Below are 21,124 nucleotides of genomic sequence, written 5' to 3'. Positions count from 1 at the left end.
GCCAATCAGTCTGCTGGCCGGGAATGGGTCTGCCGCCGCTCAGTTCTGCTGCCGCTGGGTTCCAGAAGCGCGCGGCAAGTAGAGATGCAGGCTTGTTCCCTGACCGATTTCGCTATCGATTCGGACATGCCCACCGGATTGCTTGATGAAGCCGTAAACTTGGCTTAGCCCGAGTCCCGTACCCTGCCCTTCCGATTTTGTTGTGAAGAACGGCTCGAAAACGCGCGCCAGGGTGTCCTTGCTCATTCCACAGCCGGTATCGCGTACAGTCACGCGAACAAATGAAGCCGCCGCTGAACGCAAATCCTCCAGATCATTTGGAAAATTGCTGGTCTCAATCGTGAGAGTGCCACTGCCTTTCATTGCATCTCTGGCGTTCACGGCAAGGTTAAGAACGGCGATGTCGAGCTGGTTGGCATCGATAAGGATAGGGCCCAAGGCTGGATCCAGATTGCATTGTACCCGGATGCCGCTCCCCAACGTCCGTTCCAGCAGCGTCGTCAGCCCCTTGATACGTTCATTGAGATCAATCTGTTCCGGGACCAGGGATTGGCGTCGCGAAAAGGCAAGCAGTTGCTGTGTTAGCGCTCCTCCATTTTCGATCCGCCTGAACATCTCCTCGACCAGCAGAGCGACTTTCTCATCCGCAGGATCTTTAGCGATCTGTTTCTCCAGAAGCCGAAGGCCAGACCCGAAAACGGCGAGTAGGTTGTTGAAGTCATGGACAATGCCAGCTGCGAGGCGTCCAATGGCCTCGAGCTTTTGTGACTGGCGTGCGTTTTCTTCTCTTGATCGCTGGGCCGAGACATCGCGCAGGCTGGCAAGCAATGCGGGCCTGCTGTCCCAGGTAACCTCGACCGTACGCATTTCCACTTCTGCCGGCTTGCGGCCGGAACGGTGAACGGTGATCTCGGCGATCTCTCCGGAGACGACCGGACGGCCGAGCGGAACGTGGAGGAGTTCGTCAAGCGGCTGTCCAAAAATTACGGCTGCCGCAGGATTGGCATAGAGCACTGTTCCGTCCAAATCGACCACCAGCATCCCGTCGGCGGTATTTTCGATCAACTGGCGAAAGCTGAGCTGGCTGATGCCAGCCGGAGATGTATCTCCGGGCGATTCCAGCATTTCGGCGGCGTTTTGCGCCGTATTCAAGGCGCTCTTCATGTCGACGTGTTGTCCACGGCGGAGTCGCCGAACACATCAGGCGCGCTGTCAAAGGGCTTTCCAAGATGCATACCGCCACTGTCGATGGTGAAGCGCCGTATCTGTTTGTCGTGTTCGCTGCCGCGCATTTTCAGCACCATCATGCCGCGATGCATGAATTCTTCCTGCTGAATGTAGCGCAACAGAATGATCGAATCGGTGAGTGTGGAAATATGCTGCTCGCTAGCGCTCTGGCCTCCGACAAGCGATTTGTTGGTAGCGGTGCAAAGGCCGGCAATTTCGCGCTTCTTTATGAAGGAGGTGACGCTGATCAAGAACTCACGAAACCCGGTTTCTGGCGCGATGCGTTCCAATGCCGACAAGCTGTCGATTGCCATGCGATCGGGTTTGAACTCCGCCACCAGTTCGCGGATCATCAGAAGGTGATCCGGCAAACTCTGCGCTTCCGGATAAAGGCAGACTACCTTCAGGCGACCATCCGCCTCCATCGCTTCGAAATCGACGCCCCAGCTACGCGCGTTGCGGAAAAGCTGGCCGCGGCTCTCCTCATAGCCGACGAGCAAGGCGCGTTCGCCCGCAGCCACTCCGCCTGCTAGAAAGTTGGTGACAAGTAGAGTCTTTCCGGTGCCTGTGGCTCCACTGACAAGGGTTACGCTGTCGCGAAAGAACCCGCCGCTGCACATTTTGTCGAGTTCGGAATTACCACTGGTGACCCGTTTCGTGCTTGATTGCTGCTCCAGGCGCAATGATGACAGAGGCACAGCTACGATGCCCTGTTCGGCGACCAGCGTTATGGGCACTTCGCCCTCAACGTGACGGCTGCCGCGCATTTTCAGGACTTCTATGGTCCGCCGACGGCGCTCGCGATCAAGGGCATTGCGAAGGATCACGACATTGTCTGCGACGAACTCCTCTATTCGGTGACGGGAGATTTCACCATATTCACTGTTGCGTTCCGCGGTCATAAGGACCGTCAGCCCTTCTTTCTTCAGCGCGGTCGCAATACGTAGAAGTTCGCGGCGCACTGCCGTCTGCTCGGCTACGAAATGATCGAAAAGTTGGGTAACCGAATCGAGCACGATGCGCTTTGCCCCGGCGCTTCGGCTCGCGTGCAGAATGCGGGTCAGAAGACCGGCGAGGTCGAAATCGCCCACAACCACCTGGTCCTGATCGCGCGGGCTCGCATCGACGAAAACAAGCTTGTCCGCCGCTCGCCAGCCGCGGATGTCCCAGCCGAAGCTCGCCATGTTTACCTCGATCTCGGTTGGCGACTCCTCGAAAGTGACGAAGACACCGGCCTCATTGAGACCGGTGATGCCATGCGCCAGGAACTGCGTGGCGAATACGGTCTTGCCGCTACCGGGCGTGCCGCCCACGATGGTGGTGCGTCCGCGCGGCAAGCCACCCATCACCAAGTCGTCAAAAGCCTCGATCCCTGTATTGACGCGTTCAAGAACCGGGTCGATAGAGATCTCATCCGTCGCGGTCATGAATATCATCCTTCTTGCGAAAACCGAAATAGTCCAGAACCTGAGCGATATTGCTGATGTCGCCCACCAGACGGCGCGGGGGATCGGCGGATTCGTCGGAGAGCGTCGGCGTTGCTAGTATCCCTGCTCGCTCCGCCTCATGAGGATGTTCCAGGATATCGAAGATCTGGATTTCAATGGATGCGCTCATCTCCTCGATTATCTTCAGGCGGCTTTCCAGTGCCCGACGAGCACCGGGCGTGTCTCCGGCGATGTAGAGCCGGAGAAGGGGATGGGCCCCTGAAGCGGGCGGTTGTTCCGGGTTCATATCTCACGCTGGTTGCACGGGTTCAGTATCGACGTGCTCTACGCGACACGCCAGCAATTCAACCGCAGGGCTTTGTTGTCCGCCTTGGGCGATCTTCTAGCATTTCGCCTGGAGCCGACGCGCCACAGCTCGCGCTCGATGGGGCCTGGATCAGCACCCCTGTCACTTCTTAGACATTCGCGCTTTGCGCGTCTGCGCACTAGTGGACATTTCTCCGGTTATTGGGATATGGGCCGCAAGCGATCGTTCGGAGGAGTGTAAATGGAAGCCCGCGCCCACATAGACTCCGGCATGATCGGCAACAATCTTCTGCGGGCACTCACCGCGGCAGATTGGGCAATCCTCGAGCCTTGGCTGGATGAGTGGTCGGCCCCCACCGGAACACTGCTTTATGAACCTGGTGACACGGTTCGCCATGCATACTTCCCGAGAGGTCCCAGCCTGATTTCCTATCTCGTCGTGCTGAGCGACGGGCGTGCGATCGAGACGGCTCTGGTCGGACGAGAAGGGGCAATTGGCGGAGTTGTCAGCCAAGGCAGGCTCCCAGCTTACGCTCGCGCTGAAGTACAATTGGGAGGTTCGTTCTTCCGCATCGACCTGCTTAACCTTGAAGAGGCGAAGTCCAGGTCGTCGACGCTACGGAATCTGTTCGCGCGGTACGCGGACTGCCTGATGGCGCAGATGTTCCAGTCCGTGGCCTGCAATGCCGCGCATTCGATCGAGCAACGGACAGCGAAATGGCTGCTGGCCGCCATTGATCGGACGGGCACTCCCGATCTGGCGCTGACACAAGAACAGCTCGCCGTAATGCTCGGAGTCGGCCGGAGCTATTTGAGCCGCGTCATACGCGATCTGAAAGAACACGGTCTCATTGAGACCCATCGTGCCCGGATCGTCGTTCGCAAGGTCGACGGCCTGCGGTGGCTTGCTTGCGAGTGCAATGCGGCGGTCAGTCATCACTTCGACGAAGTATTGAAGGGCGTCTATCCCCTGCCGACCAACGGCTCGTCTGGCCGATAGCACAAACGGCTCGCCATATATGTCCTTAAGGTGAGTCCCTGGACGCCGAGGCTTGGACTACTATCTCGGCAAGCCGGCGCCGATCCAGGCATTCGACGAATTGACCGGGTCGGCTCAGGCCGCCGCGGATGGGCTGGGCGGAACCGTTGCGTGGTCAAGCCGCGCTTGCGCCCAGCCTTGTCCCAGCCTCTTCAAGACCCGAGCGCGGCCTCGACAAGCCGCTTAGCGTCCGGCCCCGACCACTCGGCCGGGCCGTTCATATGGGCGATCAGGCAGCCTTCGCCGTCGATCAGCATGGTGACGGGCAGGCCGAGCGCCAGGCCGCGCGTCTTGAGCTCGTTGAACAGCGCCATCGTCGAATCCCTGTAATAGCCGAGCGCCTCGACGCCGGTGTCCTTGAGGAACTTCTTCGGCTTCACGTCGTCGCCGGCATCGACGTTGACGGCGACGACCTGGAACGCATCGCTGCCTTTCTCCTTCTGCAAGGCGTCCAGCGCCGGCATTTCGGCGCGGCATGGCGCGCACCATGTCGCCCACAGATTGAGCAGCACCGTCTTGCCGGCATGGTCGGCGATGGTCATCGGCTTGCCGTCCGGGCCGTTGAAGGCGAGGCTCTTCATCGATTGCGGCGGATCGGCTGGCAAGAGCGCCGCGACCTCGCCGGTGGCGGCTGCGGCGATCTTCTTGGCGCGTTCGCTCTTGGCGGCGCAGGCGACATCGTCCTTGCTGTCGCCGACGGCGACTTGCGACGCGGCGTTGTTGCCAGACTGGCTCTCGCTGACATATACCGCGACCGCGCCGGCCAGCGCTCCCGCCACCAGGGCGGCGAGGATCAGGCGCGGGGCCGGGAAAAATCTGTTTCCGTCTGCCATGTTCTCAAAACTGCTCCGAGCACGGGTTATAGCCATGAGCGACAAGAAGACCAGCAACCAGATGTGGGGCGGACGATTTGCCTCGGGTCCGGCCGCGATCATGGAAGCAATCAACGCATCGATCTCGTTCGACCGCAAACTCTATGCGCAGGACATCAGAGGTTCGATCGCCCATAGCGCGATGCTGGCGCAAACGGGCATTATTTCGGCGGCCGATCAAGAGAAAATCGCTCACGGCCTGAACACGATCCTGAAAGAGATCGAGGCGGGCACATTTGAATTCTCGACCAGGCTGGAAGACATCCACATGAACGTCGAGGCCCGCCTCGCCGAGCTGATCGGTCCGGCCGCCGGCCGGCTGCACACGGCCCGCTCTCGCAACGACCAGGTTGCAGTGGACCTCCGGCTCTGGGTCAAGGACGAGTGCTTTCGCGTCGCCGAGGCCTTGAAGGGTCTCATCAGTGCGTTGCTGGAGCGGGCCGAGCAGCACGCCGCGACGGTGATGCCGGGCTTCACCCATATGCAGGCGGCGCAGCCGGTGACATTCGGCCACCACTGCATGGCCTATGTCGAGATGTTTTCGCGCGACCTGTCGCGGGTGCGCGACGCCATCGAACGCATGGACGAGAGCCCGCTCGGTGCAGCAGCCCTTGCCGGCACCAGCTTTCCGATCGACCGCCACCAGACCGCCAGTGCGCTCGGCTTCCGCGAGCCCATGCGCAATTCGCTGGACAGCGTCTCGGACCGCGATTTCGCGCTGGAATTCCTGGGACTGGCGGCCATATGCGCCACGCATCTGTCGCGGCTGGCGGAAGAAATCATCATCTGGTCAACGCCGCAATTCGGCTTCATCAGGCTGTCGGACAGCTTCTCCACCGGCTCCTCGATCATGCCGCAGAAGAAGAACCCCGACGCCGCCGAACTGGTGCGCGGCAAGACCGGGCGCGTCACCGGCCATCTGGTCGGCCTGCTGACGGTGATGAAGGGCATGCCTTTGACCTATGGCAAGGACATGCAGGAAGACAAGGAATCGGTGTTCGATGCCGCCGAGACGCTCGACCTGATGCTGGCGGCGATGACCGGCATGGTCTCCGATATGACGGTGAACGCGGCGGCGATGAAGAAGGCTGCCGGCTCCGGCCACGCAACCGCGACCGACCTTGCCGACTGGCTGGTGCGCACACTCGGCCTGCCGTTCCGGGAAGCGCATCATGTCACGGGACGGGCGGTGGCGCTGGCCGAAGAGAAGAAGCTGAGCCTGGAGAAGCTTGCGCTGGAGGACTTGCAGTCGATCCACCCCGGCGTCACGAAGGACATTTTTTCGGTGCTGGCCGTGCAGAACTCTGTGAAGAGCCGCACCTCCTTCGGCGGCACCGCACCGTCGGAAGTCAGGAAGCAGATCCGCTACTGGAAAAAGCGGCTGGCCAAGGCGTGATGCCGGACATTGCGGCCAGCCATATCCCGGATATTGCAACCGCCAATATCCACGATATTGCAACGGCAATATCCAGGGTGCAATGCGCCGAGAACTCGGCTAAAAGCAGCGGCGGAAAAAAGTTTCGGACGGATGGATCGATGACCGGAAGCAGGATTTTGGTGACACTGACGCTGCTTGCGGCGGTTGCCGCCGTTACGGCTTGCGGCAGAAGGTCCGGTCTCGACACGCCTTACGAGGCGGCCGTGCAGGCGCGCAAGGACGCCGAGAAGGCACACCAACCCGTGCCGCCGGAACCGGAAAAACCGGTCGCGGACAAGAAGTTCATTCTCGACCCGCTGCTCTAGAGCCGGTCAGAGCGGTTTAGAGTGCTAAACCCGCTCCTACCCTGCTCCAACTTTTCGGAACCACTCTCGTGAACCATTTCGACTACCGCGACGGCGTGCTTCATGCCGAGGACGTGGCGATATCGGACATCGCCGCAACCGTCGGCACGCCATTCTACTGCTATTCGACGGCCACGCTGACCAGGCACTACCACGTCTTCGTCCAGGCATTTGCCGGGCTCGATGCACTGGTCTGCTACGCCATGAAGGCGAATTCCAATCAGGCGGTGCTCAAAACCCTGGCCAGGCTCGGCGCGGGAGCCGACGTGGTGTCGGAAGGCGAGTTGCGGCGCGCGCTGGCAGCCGGCATCCCGGCCAGCAAGATCCTGTTCTCCGGCGTCGGCAAGACCGCGCGTGAGATGGACTTTGCGCTGGCAGCCGGCATCCTGTGCTTCAACGTCGAATCCGAGCCCGAACTCGAACTGCTCTCGTCGCGCGCCGTTGCCCTGGGCAAGGTGGCGCCGGTCTCGCTGCGCATCAATCCGGATGTCGACGCCAGGACGCACAAGAAGATCTCGACAGGCAAAGCCGAGAACAAGTTCGGCATCCCATGGCAGAAGGCGCGTCAGGTCTATGCGCGCGCGGCTGAATTGCCGGGCATCAAGGTCACCGGCATCGACACCCATATCGGCAGCCAGATCACCGAGCTGCAACCCTTCGACGATGCCTTCGCGCTTTTGGTGGAACTGGTCGGCGCGCTGCGCGCCGACGGCCATGCCATCGAGCATGTCGATCTCGGCGGCGGTCTCGGCATTCCCTACCGCGTCGACAACAACCCGCCACCGCTCCCCGACGCCTACGCGCAGATCGTCCGCAAGCACGTCACCAAGCTTGGCTTGAAGGTGATGTTCGAGCCGGGCCGGCTGATCGTTGGCAATGCCGGTATCCTCGTCTCGCAAGTGATCTTCGCCAAAGAAGGCGATGCCAAGAATTTCCTCGTCGTCGACGCCGCCATGAACGACCTGATCCGGCCGACGCTCTACGACGCTTTCCACGACATAAGACCGGTGGTGCTGCCCCCCGCCGACGCGCCGCGCATGACGGTCGATATCGTCGGCCCGGTCTGCGAGACCGGCGACTATCTCGGCCTCGACCGCGACCTGCCAAAGCTCAAGTCCGGCGACCTGATCGCCATCGCCACCGCCGGCGCCTATGGCGCGGTGCAGGCGGGCACCTACAACACCCGCCTGCTGGTGCCGGAAGTGCTGGTCGACGGCGATCGTTTCCACGTCGTGCGCCCGCGCCAGACCTATGACGAACTGATCGGCCTGGATTCGATCCCCGACTGGCTTGCATACTAGCTATAGCCGGTTCTGGATGAGCGCTCTTGTCTCGGCGATCCTGTCCTCGTCGCGGCGATAGAATGTCCATTGCTTGATGCGCTTGGCCCGTAACAGCCCTGCCTGCGTGAGCACACGCATGTGCTCGCTGAGCGTCGCCTGGGTAATGCCGAGCTTTTCGGCGATCAGCAGCGCACAGACGCCGTCCTCGACCAGATCGCCATCCGCCTGGGCCGGGAAATGCGCGCGCGGATCCTTCAGCCAGTCGAGGATCCGCAGCCTTCGTTCGTTGGCAATCGCCTTGAACACGTCAACCTCTTGCATTTAGGCATTTTGCCAAGTTACTAATTGCTGTCAATCCCAAGGAGATGGCCATGACCAACGGCAACACCATAACGCGCGAACGCATCGCGATGATGGAACCGCGCATCCGTCGCTATGTGCGCCACACGCCGGTGCTACGCGTCGACATGGCCGACTTCAACCGGCCGCCGCTGGCGGTCGATCTCAAACTCGAATGCCTGCAGCATTCCGGTTCGTTCAAGGCGCGCGGCGCGTTCACCAATCTTCTCGAGCGGCAGGTCCCCGGGGCCGGTGTCGTCGCCGCCTCGGGCGGCAATCATGGAGCGGCGGTGGCGTATGCCGCCATGCGTCTCGGCCACAGGGCGACCATCTTCGTTCCGGAGGTGAGCCCGCCGGCCAAGCTGGAGCGCATTCGCAGCTACGGCGCCGAGCTGGTCGTCGGCGGCGCCCGCTATGCCGAGGCGCTGGCCGCCAGCGAACGTTTCGCCGAGCAAACCGGCGCCTTGCAGATCCACGCTTTCAACCAGGAGGAAACGCTTATCGGGCAAGGCACGCTCGGGCTGGAAATCGAGAACGACCTGCCTGAGATCGACACTTTGCTGGTCGCCGTGGGCGGCGGCGGCCTGATCGGCGGCATCGCCGCCTGGTTCGCCGGCCGTATCCGCATCGTCGCCGTAGAACCCGAGGGCGCGCCGACACTCTATCGCGCCCTCGAGGCCGGCCATCCGGTCGATGCGCCGGCCGAGGGCATCGCCGCCGATTCCCTGGCGCCCAAACGCGTCGGCGAGATGATGTTCCCGATCGCCGAGGCCTTCGTGGAACGCTCCATCCTGGTCAGCGACGACGAGATCGTCGTCGCCCAGAAGGCGCTGTGGGACCGGGTGCGGATCATCTCGGAACCCGGTGGCGCCGCGGCGTTCGGCGCCATCCTGTCCGGCCGCTATGCGCCGGCACCCGGCGAACGGCTCGCCGTCCTGGTCTGCGGCGCGAACGCAAACCCGGCGAAATTCTGATCGCTGCGCCTTTCTCTCCTTCACGTTTTTCAGGAACTGCCTCGCCTTCGCCGCGTTTGCTGGGTATTCTTCGAGTCGTGAGGTTCGGGCCATCCCGCCCGCTCCCGTGGAAGGGCCGATGACGGAACGACCGATCTTCAGCAGCGATCGCGGTCTCGCCGGGCGCCTGGCGCTCAGCCGGCTGGCGACGCGGGTGTCGATGATGGTCGAACGGGGCTGGCCGCTCCTGCTGCCGCTTCTCGTCGTCGCCAGCCTGTTTCTCAGCATTTCCTGGCTAGGGCTTTTCCCGCGCCTGCCCGATGCCGCGCGCATCGGGCTGGTCGCCGCCTTCGGCGTCGCGACACTGGCCGCGCTCTACCCGCTACGCTTTTTCCGCATGCCGGGCGGCGCCGAGATCGACCGCCGCATCGAGGCGGCCAACCATTTGCTGCACCACCCCGTCCAGACCCAGACGGACCGGCCGAGTGGTCGCGAAAGCAGCTTCTCGCAGGCGCTGTGGCGCGAGCACCAGAAGCGCATGGCCGACAGGCTCGACAGCCTCGGCGCCGACGTGCCGCGCACGCGCGTGCCGGAACGCGATCCCTGGGGGTTGCGTGCCGTGGCGGCGCTTCTGCTGGTCACCGCCTTCGCTTTTTCCTTCGGACCGACCGGTGGCCGGATAGCCGACGCGTTCCGCGCCCAGGACGCGCATGACGCCGTGCCGCCGCGCATCGATGCATGGGTGACGCCGCCCGTTTATACCGGCAAGCCGCCGATCTTCCTGACCGCGGACGCCAACCAGGCGGCGCCGGCTTTCCACGTTCCCGAAGGCAGTGATGTTTCGCTGCGCGTCACCGGCGGCTCGGGCGAGGAGACGCTTGCCTATGCCGACAAGAATGGCAATGCCCGCGCCATCGATCCCGCCGACCCGCAGACGGCCGCGGCCAAGCCGGCGGCAAGCCCGGCAGCGCAGTCCAAAGTACGCCAGTTCATCGGCAAGCTGACGAGCGATGGCACGCTGACGCTGAAGTCGGGCGAGGACCAACTCGGCCGTTGGGCCTTCGCGGTGATCCCGGACAAGCCGCCGCAGATCCGTTTCGTCGGCGAGCCGAAGCGCGCTGTCAACGGCGCTTTCGAGCTCAACTACCAGATCGACGACGATTATGGCGCCGCCAACGCCAAGGCCGTGTTCGCGCTCGCCGATCCGCAGGCTCCCGATGCGCGTCCGCTCTACGGTCCGCCTGACATGCCGCTGACGCTACCGCGCCGCGGCGGCAAGGCGAATGCCGCCAGGACCTCGAAGGACCTGACCGAACACGTCTGGGCTGGCGCCGAGATCAAGCTGACGCTGGTCGCCACCGACGATGCCGGGCATACGGCGAGCAGCGAAACCAAGACGTTGGTGATGCCGGAGCGGCCGTTCTCCAATCCGCTGGCGCGAGCCGTTATCGAGCAGCGCCGCCTGCTGGCGCTCGACGCCAACGCCAAGCCGCGCGTGCTCGACCTGATGGATGCGATCACGCTGCGGCCCGAGGACACGTTCGACAACATGTCCCACTACCTCGCCATCATGAGCGCGCGCAGCCGGTTGAAGATGGCCGACAGCGACGACCAGTTGCGCAACGAGGTCTCCTATCTCTGGGAAATCGCGCTCGGCATCGAGGAGGGCAATCTCTCGGCTGCCGAGAAGCGGCTGCGCCAGGCGCAGCAGGCTTTGCAGGACGCTATCAAGAACGGCGCCAGCGACGCGGAGATCGAAAAGGCGATGAAGGAACTGCGCGAGGCGATGAACCAGTTCCTGCAGGAATTCGCCGAGCGCGCCAAGCAGAATCCCAACGCCCCGCAGATGCAGCAGAACGGCCAGGAACTGCGCCAGAGCGACATCGATCGCATGATGGACCAGATCGAGAACCTGGCGAAGTCCGGCGATCGCGACAAGGCGCAGCAATTGCTGTCGCAGCTGCAGGACATGATGAACAACCTCCAGGCAGGCCGCCAGCAGCAGGGTGGCCAGCAGGACAGCCAGATGCGCCAGCAGATGGACAAGCTCGGCGACATCCTGCGGCGCCAGCAGGAGATGATGAACGATACCTTCCGCATGGACCAGATGCAGCGCGGCGAGCGCCAGCGCGGCCAGAACCGCGACGAACAGCTCGGCGAAGGCGGTGGCGAGGATCAGGACAGACCGGGCGCAGGCGAGAACCGCGATCCGCTCGCCGGGCAAAAGCCGATGACGCCGCAGGAATTCGCCGACGCGCTGAAGCAGTTGCAGGAAGGCCAGGGCCAGCTGAAGAACGACCTTGAGCAGTTGAAGAAGGGGCTCGAGGGCATGGGCATGGAGCCCAATGAAGGCTTTGGCGAGGCCGGCAAATCAATGGGCAATGCCGAGCAGGCCCTGGGCGATGGTGAAGGTGATCAGGCCGTTGGCCACCAGGGCCGCGCTCTGGAGGCGCTGCGCAAGGGTGCCAAGGACATGATGAAGCAGATGCAGGCCATGCAGGGCGACGAAGGCGGCAGCGAGGAAGGCGGTCGCCAGCAGAACGCCGATCGCGATCCGCTCGGCCGGCCGCGTGCCAGCCAGGGTCCCGATTTTGGCGATTCGGTGAAGGTGCCGGACGAGATCGACGTGCAGCGCGCCCGCCAGATCCTGGAAGCGATCCGCAAGCGGCTCGGCAATGCGCTCAGCCCCGATATCGAGCGCAGCTATCTGGAACGGCTGCTGGAACTGAAATAGGGATCGCCGCCGCGGCATCCGCTGGGAGCGGCTGCAACATCATGCCCAAACTCGGCACAGTGACGCCCATCCTGCGCATCTTCGACATTGCCAAGGCCCACGAGTTTTACGTCGGCTTCCTCGGCTTCCAGGTGCTGTGGGAGCACCGCTTTGACGACAACGCGCCGCTTTACATGGCGGTCGGCCGTGACGGCTGCATCCTGCATCTGAGCGAACACCATGGCGACGGCGCGCCCGGCATCGCCATGCGCATCAAGGTCGAGGACATCGCCGCCCTGCATCGCGAGCTGATCGGCAAAGCATACCGTTTCGCCAGGCCGGGCCTGGAAAAGACGCCGTGGAAGACCCGCGAGGTGTCGGTTGCCGATCCGTTCGGCAACCGGCTGCATTTCTACGAGGATGCGGCCGGCTGAGTCTGCCTGTTGACGAACGCCTCGCGGATCGCCTCTTGCATGCCGTCGATCGCCTCGCCCGACGCATTCGGGTTGCGATGCATCACCACATTCGAGGAATCGATGTCGCCGAAACCGTCGGCGGACGTCAACTCGCGGCAGCCGTCCGGAATGTTGCTGCGCGAAATCGGTGCGATCGCCAGTCCCGAGGTGACGGCAAGCTTCAGGCCGCCGGTCGTGTCGCTGGTGTAGGCGACACGATAGCCGAGCCCGCGCTGCTCGAGCGATTTGATGGCGAAATCCTTGCACCAGCCGGCCCGGTTGTAGAGCGCGATCGGCACCGGACGCTCCTCATGCATGTTATGCAGGATCGATGTCACCCACACCGTCGGATCGTGCATCAGCACTTCGCCGCCTGAAGGATCCTGCCATTCGAACACCACGCAAAGATCGAGCTCGCCGGCGGCAAGCGCCGCTATCTGCGCCCCCGAATGGGCATAGCGCACGGTGACCTCGACCTTGGTGTGACGCTTTGAGAATGCGCCGAGCGCGCGCGACAGGATGGCATGGCCATATTCCTCCGGAATGCCGATCCGCACCGGCCCGCCGAGCGGCGCCGCCGCCATCGACGCTGCCGTCTCGTCGAGCAGCGAGACGATGCGGCGGGCATTGACGATCAGATCGCCGCCGCGCCGCGTCAGCGCCACGCCGCGCGACCCACGCTCGAACAGGCTGTCGCCGATGACGCTTTCGAGCTTCTTCATCTGCATCGAAACCGCCGATTGGGTGCGACCGGCCTGCTCGGCCGCCTTGGTGAAATTGCCTGCTTCGACAATGGCCACGAAGGTGCGCAGGAGATCGCTGTCGAGAGTGGGCCGCATCCCGTCCGCCATAAGGAATTTTGATTGCTGGTATCATTCCAATTCGTTTGCAACATGTCAAACACGGGATGATAGTTGGTTCACCCATTGGATATGTGGCTGAGGATTCGGCCACGGACCAATCAACAGTCCTCACTCATGCCCGCTGCCCGAAACGGTGGCGGGTTCTTTTTAGCTTGCTGCAAGCTTGCTTGCGTCCTGGTACGGGAGCTTGGGATCCTTATGCGCAATCGGATGGTGCTCGGCATGCTGAGCCTGTGCCTGGGCGTGTTGGTCTTCTCGTTGCAGGACCCGCTGGTCAAGGCGGTGTCGGGCGGCTACCCCGTGACCGAGGTGATGGCCATCCGCGCGGTCGTCGCCCTGCCGATCCTGATCGTGCTCGTCCATGCCGATGTCGGGCTGCGTGCGATCCTGTCGCGGCGGTTCGGCATGCTGACCATGCGCGCCTTCATTCAGTTCACCTCCTACACCATGTACTACCTCGCCATCGCCGCCTTGCCCCTGGCCGATGCCGTGGCGCTCTATTTCATGGCCCCGCTCTGCATCATGGTGCTGGCCGGGCCCTATCTTGGCGAACGGGTCTCCTGGCAGACGCTGGCGACCGTGTTGATCGGGCTGCTTGGCGTCGTCGTGATGCTGCGCCCGGGTGCGGGACTGTTCGACTGGGCGGCGCTGCTGTCGCTGGGCTCCGCGGTGCTCTACGGCTTCTCGCAACTGATGGCGCGCAAGATCGGCGACACCGAATCCTCGACCGTGATGGCTTTCTACCAGAACGGTGCCTATCTCGCCGGTGCCGCACTGGTCGCAAGCCTGTTCTGGCTAGCCGGCATCAATCATGCCGCCCATCCCAGCCTGGAATTCTTGGTTCGCCCCTGGCTGTGGCCGACAATGCCGGATTTCCTCAAGATGGCCGCCTGCGGCTTCGTCGCCTCCGCCGGCATGATCTTGCTGTCGCAGGCCTACCGGATGGCGCCGGCCAACCGCGTCGCCACCTTCGAATACACCGGCATCCTGTGGTCGCCGCTATGGGGTTTTCTGTTCTTCGCCGAAGTGCCGCGGTCGACGACCGTGATCGGCGCCGCCCTTATCATCGGCGCCGGCCTGCTTGCGCTCAACACCGGACGGCGCAAGCTCCCCATACTCGTCGCTGCCGATCCCGCCTGATCAGGCGAAAATGCTCAGCGCCCGTTCGACGCGTGAACGGATTTCGGCCAGCGTGAACGGCTTCTGCACGACGTCGAGGATGATGCCGTTCAGTTCCTCGGCGCGCTCGCGCTGATCGGCATAGCCGGTCATCAGCAGGATCTTCATCGACGGGAAAAATGCCGAAGCTGCAATCGCCATCTCGATGCCGTCCATCTCGGGCATGCGGATGTCGGAGACGACGAGATCATAGGCGCCCTTCGCGGCGCGTATCAGCGCCAGCCCTTGCGCGCCGTCGGCGGCGATGTCGATTGCGTGCCCGGCGCGTTCGAGCGCCCGGGCTGCGAGGGTGCGGACGGACTCATCGTCCTCAACGATCAGAAGCTTTGCCATGGCCGGCATGTTTGGCGAGCAAACGTTGACTTTTTCTGAAGGGCCCGGCGCTCCGGCATGGGTTATTTTCTTGAAGCCGTTAAGGCCTTTTTCAGTATTTGCCGCTGCCTCACGCATCGCCTTTGACGACGCCGACGAACGGCAGTTCGCGAAAGGCGTGCGCGACATCCATGCCGTAGCCGACGACGAAATAGTCGGGGCAGTCGAAGCCGACATAATCGGCATTGAGGGTGGTCTGGCGACGCATGCGCTTGTCGAGCAGCACCGCGATGGCGCAGCTTCTGGCGCCGCGTGACAGCATCAGGTCGCGGGTGAAGCTCAGCGTCTTGCCCGACTCCAGAATGTCGTCGATCAGAAGCACGTCGCGGCCGGCGACCTCGTTGTCGATGTCGCGCAGCACCCTCACCTCGCCGCTTGTGGTGCCGGCGCCGTAGCTGGAGATGAAGATGAACTCGACCTCTGGCGACAGGCCGACATCATGCATGGCGCGGATAAGGTCTGCGGCGAAGATGAACGAGCCCTTCAGCACCGAGATCACCAGAAGATCGTGATAGTCGTGCCCGGCGATCTCCTTGGCGAGTTCGAGATTGCGTCGGGCGATGGCCGACGCCGAAAACAGGACCTCGATGTCCTTGCCGCGCACAACTGGCATTCTTCGTCCCTTCAAGATTTTCAAAGGCCTTCGCGCACCGGAAGCGCTGACATCAGCCGTTTGCGGGCCGGCCTCACCTGTCGCACATGCTATTCCGCGAAGGTGACCGACACCGTCCTTACGCCGTTTCTAGGGACGTCGAGCCGGCTGGCAAAGCCGAATCTTTCACTTGGCGCCAATGAGCGGCTGGATGTCCCCAAAGTATAGCGCGTTGTGCGCCCGTCATTGCCGGTGACGCGGATCTCGAGAGGCGGCAGCGTCGCCGGACTTGCACCGTCATTGGCGGCCTCGCCGTCGACGAACAGCACGGGGTTCGCCCCGGACGCGTCCACACGTGACGTCACCCCTGAAATGCTCAACGCCGAGGCCGGTCCGCCCGCGGCGGGCGGCGCCTGGCGCACCAGTGCGTGCCCGCCGGAAACCCAGAAGGCGGCAAAGACGGCGCCGATACCGGCGATCCAGAAGATCGGCCCGCCGCGCGGCGCCGGTGGCCGCTCCGCCGGCGGCTCGGACTTGCGCAGCATGTCCATGCCTTCGAGGGATGGCATGGACATCACGCGCCGCGGTGAAATGGCCTCGGCATGGGGCGCGGCCCGCGGCACCACCACATAGTCGGCATCGACGATATCCGCCGCGCCAGCGCGCAGGATACGCTCCGGCGCGGCATTTGCCGGCGGATCGGTCATGATTTCGCCGGAAACCGGGCGCGCGGTTCGATCCTCAGCCATCATGGCCCCAGCATTGCAGCACGTTCGCTTTTCGTTTCTTTTGCGTAAAGGCAAATGGTTAACGCTTCCCCACCGGAGCCCTTGTGACGAGCCGAAACAACCCGCTAATTAACCGCCGGTTAACCATGCCGGCCGATGGTCTTTTCCCAGAACAGGCCGGCTTGCCGCCGACGGATTCCGATTTCAGGTCAAATCGACCTGAAATCTGAATCCGCCTCTGAATTAGAGTGATAGAGCATGATGTCGCCCGAAAACCGCCTCACACTTTTCGGCATCACGCTCTAGGAATTTCAGGTCGCCGAAAGTGATTCGCTTCGAAAATGTCGGCCTCCGCTATGGCATGGGTCCGGAAATCCTCCGCGACATCTCCCTGCACATACCGGAGCGCTCGTTCCAGTTCCTGAGCGGGCCTTCGGGCGCCGGCAAGACGACGTTGCTGCGCCTTCTGTTCATGTCGCTGAAGCCGACGCGTGGGCTGATCACCATCTTCGGCAAGGACCGCTCGCGCATCTCGCGCGCCGAACTGCCGCATCTCAGGCGCCGCATCGGCGTGGTGTTCCAGGATTTCCGCCTGCTCGACCACATGACCACGTATGAGAATGTCGCGTTGCCCTTGCGCGTGCGCGGGCGCGAGGAAGCGAGCTACCGCACCGACGTCACCGAGCTGTTGAAATGGGTCGGGCTCGGCGAACGCATGCATGTGCTGCCGCCAGTCCTGTCGGGCGGCGAGAAGCAGCGAGCCGCGATCGCCCGCGCCCTGATCGAGCAGCCGGAGATCCTGCTGGCCGACGAGCCGACCGGCAATGTCGATCCGCCGCTGGCGCGACGCCTGCTCAGGCTCTTCATCGAACTCAACCGCCTGGGCACCGCCGTGGTGATCGCGACCCACGATCTCGGCCTGATGGAGCAGGTCGATGCGCGCCGCATGATCCTGGCCGGCGGGAGGCTTGATATCTATGACTGAGCTTTCCGCCGAACACCTCGACGCACAGGCCGACGAAGCGGCCGCGCCAAGGCCGCGCGTCCAGCGCAAGATGGCGCCCATCGTGCCGGCGCAGAACATCGCCGGCCGCGCCCTGGTGCTGGTCATCGCCATCATGACCTTCCTGTCCTGCCTGACCTTCGGCGCGGTTACCCTGGTGCGCGACACCGCCTCGGTCTGGGAAAACCAGATCTCGCGAGAGGCGACGATCCAGATCAAGCCGGTCGACGGCCTCGACATGGAGGCAGCCCTTGCCCAGGCCTCGCAGATCGCCGGCGAATTCCCCGGCGTGAAGGCGACCAGGATCATCGACCGCGACGCCACCGCCAGATTGCTGGAGCCGTGGCTGGGTTCGGGCCTCAACATCGACGAACTGCCGGTGCCGCGGCTGATCATCGTCACCATCGACGAGAGCAACCCGCCCGATTTCGCCGCCATGCGCGCCGCGATCACGCCGAAGCTGCCGAGCGCATCGCTTGACGATCACCGCACCTGGGTGGACCGGCTGGTGGCCATGGCCCGCACCACGGTGACCATCGGTATCGCGGTGCTGGCGCTGATGCTCTCGGCGACGGTGCTGACCGTGGTGTTCGCCACGCGCGGTGCCATGGCCGGCAACGGCCACATCATCGAGGTGCTGCATTTCGTCGGCGCCGAAGCGCGTTTCATCGCCCGCGAGTTCCGTCGCCATTTCCTGATCACCGGGATGAAGGGCGCGGCCGCCGGCGGAGCCGCCGCGGTCGCCGTCTTCATCGTCTTTTCCTGGTGGTCCTCGCGCAACATGGCGACCCCGCAGGCCGACCAGGCGACTGCGCTATTCGGCAACTTCGCCATCGGCTCGGCCGGCTATCTCGGTGTCGTGCTGATGGTGCTGATTATCGGCGCGCTGACGGCTGCAACCTCGCACGCCACCGTCGTCGCCTATCTCAGCGACATCGACGTGCGCCAGCCTGAAGCATGACGACGTCGAATGACCAGGATCGATCACGCATGAAGAACCGCCGTAACGCAAATTGCGATTTTTACCTACCAAAGGCCGCATTTCGGGATTAACCATGCCATGATGGAGGTGCGGGACTCGACCAGTACCGTTGGACCGATGCCGGCGTTGGCGGCGCGTCCGCATGGACGCGGCCGGGTTTCGGCCGTGCTGCGCGTTTCTTCTTTCGCCTTACTTGCCCTGGTCGCCCTGTTTGCCGGCGGCTTCGGCTGGTTCGCCAACACCGTCAGCCATCTGACCACCCCTGCCAACCCGGCCAAGGCCGACGCGATCATCGTGTTGACCGGCGGCCAATCGCGCCTCGATGCGGCGATGGAACTGCTGGCGTCCGGCAAGGGCGCGCGGCTTTTGATCAGCGGTGTGCATCCCTCCGCCAGCCGGCGTCAGCTTCAGGCCGCGACCGGCGGTGACATCAGGCTGTTTTCCTGCTGCGTCGACATCGATCGCGCCGCGCTCGACACGATCGGCAATGCCGAGGAAAGCGCCAAATGGGTCGAGAGCCATGCCTATGGCACGGTGATCCTCGTCACCAACAATTACCACATGCCGCGCAGCCTGCTGGAAATGGGCCGGCTGCTGCACAAGGCCAAGCTCGAACCCTATCCGGTGGTCAACAGCAATCTCGACAATGGCGGCTGGCTGACCAAGCCGCGGGCGCTGCGCGTGCTGTTCACCGAATACAATAAATATCTGCTGGCATTGGCGCGCGGCATCGTTCCGGTGAAGCCGACGCCGGACGGCATCGCGTTGGCCGAGATCGCCGCCGGCAGCTGAACCTGCTCGTCATTTGGTGACGACGGATCCCGGCGCCTGCCGCAGGCGAGCGACTTCCTGTTCGAGCCGTTCGATCCGCCTGTCCCGTTCGGCCAGCGCCGCCGCCACATCGGCGGCCTCGAAACGCTGCGGAATGTGCTGCGGACAATTGGCATCCCAGGTCGCCACGGTGAACAGGATGACCTGTTCGGGCCGTGCCGCATAATCCCGCGGCATCAGCCTCGCCATCAACTCGGCGTCGCCTTCCACCACGCGCGCGCTGCCCCAGATCTTGACGCGCCGGCGATGGGCATAGTCGATGAGGAACAGGAAGGCCTGCGGATTGTCGGCGAGATTGCCCTGGGTGATGAACTGTCTGTTGCCGGCGAAATCGGCGAAGCCGATCGTCTTTTCATCGAGCATCTTGAGGAAGCCGGCCGGCCCGCCGCGATGCTGGATATAGGGCTGGCCAACACCGTTGGCCGTCGACAGGAAGACGCTGGTCTGCATCTCGATGAAGGCCGCAAGGTCCGATGTAATCACCGACTGCCAGCCACCGCGCTCCTCGACCCGGGAATAGGCCTGGCGAGAGCCCTTGCGGGCCTGGATCGCCTTGACGGTCGGCGTGAAAGCGACGTCGCTGGTAAAAGCATGCGCGTCCATCGGTAGCCTTTCTTACCCGGAGAGGTTAAAGCCCGAGTTCAGACAGCGACGGATGGTCGTCCGGCCGTCGACCGAGCGGCCAGTGATATTTACGGTCGGCAGCGCCGATCGGCAGGTCGTTGATGCTGGCGATGCGCAGCCGCATCAGCCCATATTCGTCGAATTCCCAGTTCTCATTGCCATAGCTGCGGAACCACGAGCCGCTGTCGTCATGCCACTCATAGGCGAAACGCACCGCGATACGGTTGCCATGGAAAGCCCAGACCTCCTTGATCAGCCGGTAGTCGAGTTCCCGGCTCCATTTGCGCGTCAGGAAAGCCTGGATGGCATCGCGGCCTTGCAGGAACTCGGCGCGATTGCGCCAGCGGCTGTCTACCGTATAGGCAAGCGCGACACGGGCTGGATCGCGCGAGTTCCAGGCATCCTCGGCCATGCGCGCCTTCTGCGCGGCGGTTTCCGCGGTGAATGGCGGCAGCGGCGGACGCTCTTGCGACATGACAATTCCTTTCTTGACCCGGGTCGTCTGCGTCACGGCCAATATGGAGGCTTCCATCAGACAGATGTAGATGCCATATTTGTAATCTATCCTTCCAATTTCCGGAAGAATCGATGGACCGGCTCGAAGCCATGTCGCTTTTTGTCGCCGCGGCGGAGGCTGGCAGCCTGTCTGCCGCCGCGCGCCGTTTTCGCATTCCGCTGGCGACGGTCAGCCGCAAGGTTTCCGACCTGGAACGGCATCTCAAGACCCGCCTTCTGAACCGCTCGACACGCCGGCTGACGCTGACCGATGCGGGCCAGGCGTATCTTGCCGCCTGCCGCCGCATCCTGGGCGAGGTCGGCGAGGCCGAGCGCATGGCGGCCGGCGAATACAGCGCCCCGACGGGCGAACTGGCCATCACCGCGCCGGTCGTCTTCGGCCGCCTGCACGTGCTGCCGGTCGTGACCGGCTTCCTCGCCGCCTATCCCGACGTGGACATCCGCCTGACGCTGGCCGACCGCATAACCCGGTTGGTCGAGGACCATTTCGACCTCGCCATCCGCATCGGCCGGCTTCCCGACTCCAGTTTTGTCGCCATGCGGATCGGTACGATCCGCCGTGTCGTTTGCGCGAGCCCCGGCTATCTGGCCGAACGCGGCGCCCCGACGGCGCTTGCGGACCTCGAGTCCCACAGCTGCATTACCTTCGAAGGGCCGGGCGCGCTCTCGACATGGAGCTTCACCGTCGGGAAGGCCGAGATGCCGATTCGAGTCCGCTCGCGGCTTCAGGTCAACACCGCCGAAGCTGCGATCGATGCCGCGCTCGCCGGCGTCGGGCTGACGAGGGTGCTGTCCTACCAGGTCGACGCGGCGGTGCGGTCAGGCGCGCTGCGCGTGCTGCTGCGGGAGTTCGAACCGGAACCCTGGCCGGTAAGCCTGGTGCACGCAGGCCACGGCTTGCTGCCGGTCAAGCTGCGCGCATTTCTTGACTTCGCCGCCCCGCGCCTGAAAGAAAGACTGGCGCGGCTGATGTAGCGCGGCTGGGCCGTGGGCGAAGCCGAAACGTCTTTCGGCGCC

The 21,124-nt window shown here is 63.5% G+C and carries 23 protein-coding genes; 12 read left to right on the top strand and 11 right to left on the bottom strand.

Annotated features, from left to right (window positions below; translation table 11 throughout):
* Nucleotides 1–39 precede the first annotated feature (39 nt).
* Genes FJ428_RS12090 through FJ428_RS12080 form a run of 3 tightly spaced genes read right to left on the bottom strand, consistent with a single transcriptional unit; the run spans nucleotide 40 to nucleotide 2,961 of the window.
* Nucleotides 40–1,164 (bottom strand): ATP-binding protein, encoded by a 1,125-nt coding sequence (locus FJ428_RS12090; RefSeq protein WP_140500804.1) that lies wholly within the window; start codon nucleotides 1,162–1,164, stop codon nucleotides 40–42.
* A complete protein-coding gene (gene kaiC, locus FJ428_RS12085; RefSeq protein WP_140500803.1) occupies nucleotides 1,161–2,654 on the bottom strand; it encodes a circadian clock protein KaiC in 1,494 nt (497 codons plus the stop codon). Before kaiC ends, FJ428_RS12090 begins: the two co-directional genes overlap by 4 nt.
* On the bottom strand, nucleotides 2,638–2,961 hold the full coding sequence (locus FJ428_RS12080; RefSeq protein ID WP_140500802.1) for a circadian clock KaiB family protein: 324 nt from the start codon (nucleotides 2,959–2,961) through the stop codon (nucleotides 2,638–2,640). The genes kaiC and FJ428_RS12080 overlap by 17 nt, the downstream gene beginning before the upstream one ends.
* Before the next feature lie 261 nt (nucleotides 2,962–3,222).
* Here FJ428_RS12080 and FJ428_RS12075 point away from each other — a divergent pair, with 261 nt between their 5' ends.
* The gene (locus FJ428_RS12075) at nucleotides 3,223–3,981 is read left to right on the top strand and encodes a Crp/Fnr family transcriptional regulator (protein ID WP_140513873.1); all 759 of its coding nucleotides are present in this window, start codon (nucleotides 3,223–3,225) and stop codon (nucleotides 3,979–3,981) included.
* A gap of 191 nt (nucleotides 3,982–4,172) precedes the next feature.
* On the opposite strand, the gene FJ428_RS12070 is transcribed toward FJ428_RS12075, so the two are convergent.
* The gene (locus tag FJ428_RS12070; RefSeq protein ID WP_140558128.1) at nucleotides 4,173–4,853 is read right to left on the bottom strand and encodes a TlpA disulfide reductase family protein; all 681 of its coding nucleotides are present in this window, start codon (nucleotides 4,851–4,853) and stop codon (nucleotides 4,173–4,175) included.
* Between the two features lie 34 nt (nucleotides 4,854–4,887).
* Between FJ428_RS12070 and argH the strand changes: the two genes are divergently transcribed.
* From argH to lysA, 3 genes are all read left to right on the top strand, one after another.
* Nucleotides 4,888–6,288, top strand: a complete 1,401-nt coding sequence (gene argH / locus FJ428_RS12065; protein WP_140879494.1) for an argininosuccinate lyase — start codon at nucleotides 4,888–4,890, stop codon at nucleotides 6,286–6,288.
* A gap of 140 nt (nucleotides 6,289–6,428) precedes the next feature.
* Complete coding sequence (locus tag FJ428_RS12060) at nucleotides 6,429–6,635, top strand: lipoprotein (RefSeq protein WP_140500798.1); 207 nt, start codon at nucleotides 6,429–6,431, stop codon at nucleotides 6,633–6,635.
* 68 nt (nucleotides 6,636–6,703) lie between these two features.
* The gene (lysA, locus tag FJ428_RS12055; RefSeq protein WP_140565890.1) at nucleotides 6,704–7,975 is read left to right on the top strand and encodes a diaminopimelate decarboxylase; all 1,272 of its coding nucleotides are present in this window, start codon (nucleotides 6,704–6,706) and stop codon (nucleotides 7,973–7,975) included.
* Here the strand turns inward: lysA and FJ428_RS12050 are convergent, their stop codons facing one another.
* Nucleotides 7,976–8,278, bottom strand: coding sequence for a metalloregulator ArsR/SmtB family transcription factor (locus FJ428_RS12050; protein WP_140513877.1), 303 nt, complete (start codon nucleotides 8,276–8,278; stop codon nucleotides 7,976–7,978).
* 50 nt (nucleotides 8,279–8,328) lie between these two features.
* Here FJ428_RS12050 and FJ428_RS12045 point away from each other — a divergent pair, with 50 nt between their 5' ends.
* From FJ428_RS12045 to FJ428_RS12035, 3 genes are all read left to right on the top strand, one after another.
* The gene (locus FJ428_RS12045) at nucleotides 8,329–9,270 is read left to right on the top strand and encodes a threonine/serine dehydratase (RefSeq protein ID WP_140558124.1); all 942 of its coding nucleotides are present in this window, start codon (nucleotides 8,329–8,331) and stop codon (nucleotides 9,268–9,270) included.
* Nucleotides 9,271–9,388: 118 nt separating this feature from the next.
* A complete protein-coding gene (locus tag FJ428_RS12040) occupies nucleotides 9,389–11,983 on the top strand; it encodes a TIGR02302 family protein (RefSeq protein WP_140879493.1) in 2,595 nt (864 codons plus the stop codon).
* Between the two features lie 41 nt (nucleotides 11,984–12,024).
* Nucleotides 12,025–12,396 carry a glyoxalase superfamily protein gene (locus FJ428_RS12035; protein WP_140500793.1) on the top strand — a complete coding sequence of 124 codons (372 nt, stop codon included), beginning with the start codon at nucleotides 12,025–12,027 and terminating at the stop codon, nucleotides 12,394–12,396.
* Here FJ428_RS12035 and FJ428_RS12030 read toward each other — a convergent pair.
* Nucleotides 12,375–13,256, bottom strand: a complete 882-nt coding sequence (locus FJ428_RS12030; protein ID WP_140500792.1) for a LysR family transcriptional regulator — start codon at nucleotides 13,254–13,256, stop codon at nucleotides 12,375–12,377. The genes FJ428_RS12035 and FJ428_RS12030 overlap by 22 nt on opposite strands.
* A 222-nt stretch (nucleotides 13,257–13,478) precedes the next feature.
* Between FJ428_RS12030 and FJ428_RS12025 the strand changes: the two genes are divergently transcribed.
* Complete coding sequence (locus FJ428_RS12025; RefSeq protein ID WP_181167285.1) at nucleotides 13,479–14,420, top strand: DMT family transporter; 942 nt, start codon at nucleotides 13,479–13,481, stop codon at nucleotides 14,418–14,420.
* On the opposite strand, the gene FJ428_RS12020 is transcribed toward FJ428_RS12025, so the two are convergent.
* The 3 genes from FJ428_RS12020 to FJ428_RS12010 form a co-directional block, all read right to left on the bottom strand.
* Entirely contained in the window at nucleotides 14,421–14,792 is a 372-nt protein-coding gene (locus tag FJ428_RS12020; RefSeq protein WP_181165388.1) for a response regulator, read from the bottom strand.
* 109 nt (nucleotides 14,793–14,901) lie between these two features.
* Nucleotides 14,902–15,444 (bottom strand): hypoxanthine phosphoribosyltransferase, encoded by a 543-nt coding sequence (gene hpt / locus FJ428_RS12015; RefSeq protein ID WP_023677924.1) that lies wholly within the window; start codon nucleotides 15,442–15,444, stop codon nucleotides 14,902–14,904.
* An 89-nt stretch (nucleotides 15,445–15,533) separates the two neighbouring features.
* The gene (locus tag FJ428_RS12010; protein ID WP_140633286.1) at nucleotides 15,534–16,175 is read right to left on the bottom strand and encodes a hypothetical protein; all 642 of its coding nucleotides are present in this window, start codon (nucleotides 16,173–16,175) and stop codon (nucleotides 15,534–15,536) included.
* A gap of 301 nt (nucleotides 16,176–16,476) precedes the next feature.
* Between FJ428_RS12010 and ftsE the strand changes: the two genes are divergently transcribed.
* The 3 genes from ftsE (at nucleotide 16,477) to FJ428_RS11995 (ending at nucleotide 18,928) form a co-directional block, all read left to right on the top strand.
* The gene (ftsE, locus tag FJ428_RS12005) at nucleotides 16,477–17,136 is read left to right on the top strand and encodes a cell division ATP-binding protein FtsE (RefSeq protein ID WP_027023302.1); all 660 of its coding nucleotides are present in this window, start codon (nucleotides 16,477–16,479) and stop codon (nucleotides 17,134–17,136) included.
* The gene (locus FJ428_RS12000) at nucleotides 17,129–18,115 is read left to right on the top strand and encodes an ABC transporter permease (RefSeq protein ID WP_140633289.1); all 987 of its coding nucleotides are present in this window, start codon (nucleotides 17,129–17,131) and stop codon (nucleotides 18,113–18,115) included. Before ftsE ends, FJ428_RS12000 begins: the two co-directional genes overlap by 8 nt.
* Nucleotides 18,116–18,214: 99 nt before the next feature.
* The gene (locus tag FJ428_RS11995) at nucleotides 18,215–18,928 is read left to right on the top strand and encodes a YdcF family protein (RefSeq protein WP_140500788.1); all 714 of its coding nucleotides are present in this window, start codon (nucleotides 18,215–18,217) and stop codon (nucleotides 18,926–18,928) included.
* 9 nt (nucleotides 18,929–18,937) lie between these two features.
* Here the strand turns inward: FJ428_RS11995 and FJ428_RS11990 are convergent, their stop codons facing one another.
* Complete coding sequence (locus tag FJ428_RS11990) at nucleotides 18,938–19,570, bottom strand: pyridoxamine 5'-phosphate oxidase family protein (protein ID WP_140879492.1); 633 nt, start codon at nucleotides 19,568–19,570, stop codon at nucleotides 18,938–18,940.
* 25 nt (nucleotides 19,571–19,595) lie between these two features.
* On the bottom strand, nucleotides 19,596–20,066 hold the full coding sequence (locus FJ428_RS11985) for a DUF1348 family protein (protein WP_140565877.1): 471 nt from the start codon (nucleotides 20,064–20,066) through the stop codon (nucleotides 19,596–19,598).
* A 113-nt stretch (nucleotides 20,067–20,179) separates the two neighbouring features.
* Between FJ428_RS11985 and FJ428_RS11980 the strand changes: the two genes are divergently transcribed.
* Nucleotides 20,180–21,082: a LysR family transcriptional regulator gene (locus FJ428_RS11980; RefSeq protein WP_140513887.1), complete on the top strand. Its 903-nt coding sequence runs from the start codon at nucleotides 20,180–20,182 to the stop codon at nucleotides 21,080–21,082.
* Nucleotides 21,083–21,124: the final 42 nt, after the last annotated feature.

It is taken from the genome of Mesorhizobium sp. B2-8-1 (assembly GCF_006440955.1).
Taxonomy (GTDB): Bacteria; Pseudomonadota; Alphaproteobacteria; order Rhizobiales; family Rhizobiaceae; genus Mesorhizobium.
This window is presented reverse-complemented; position numbering and strand designations above follow the sequence as displayed.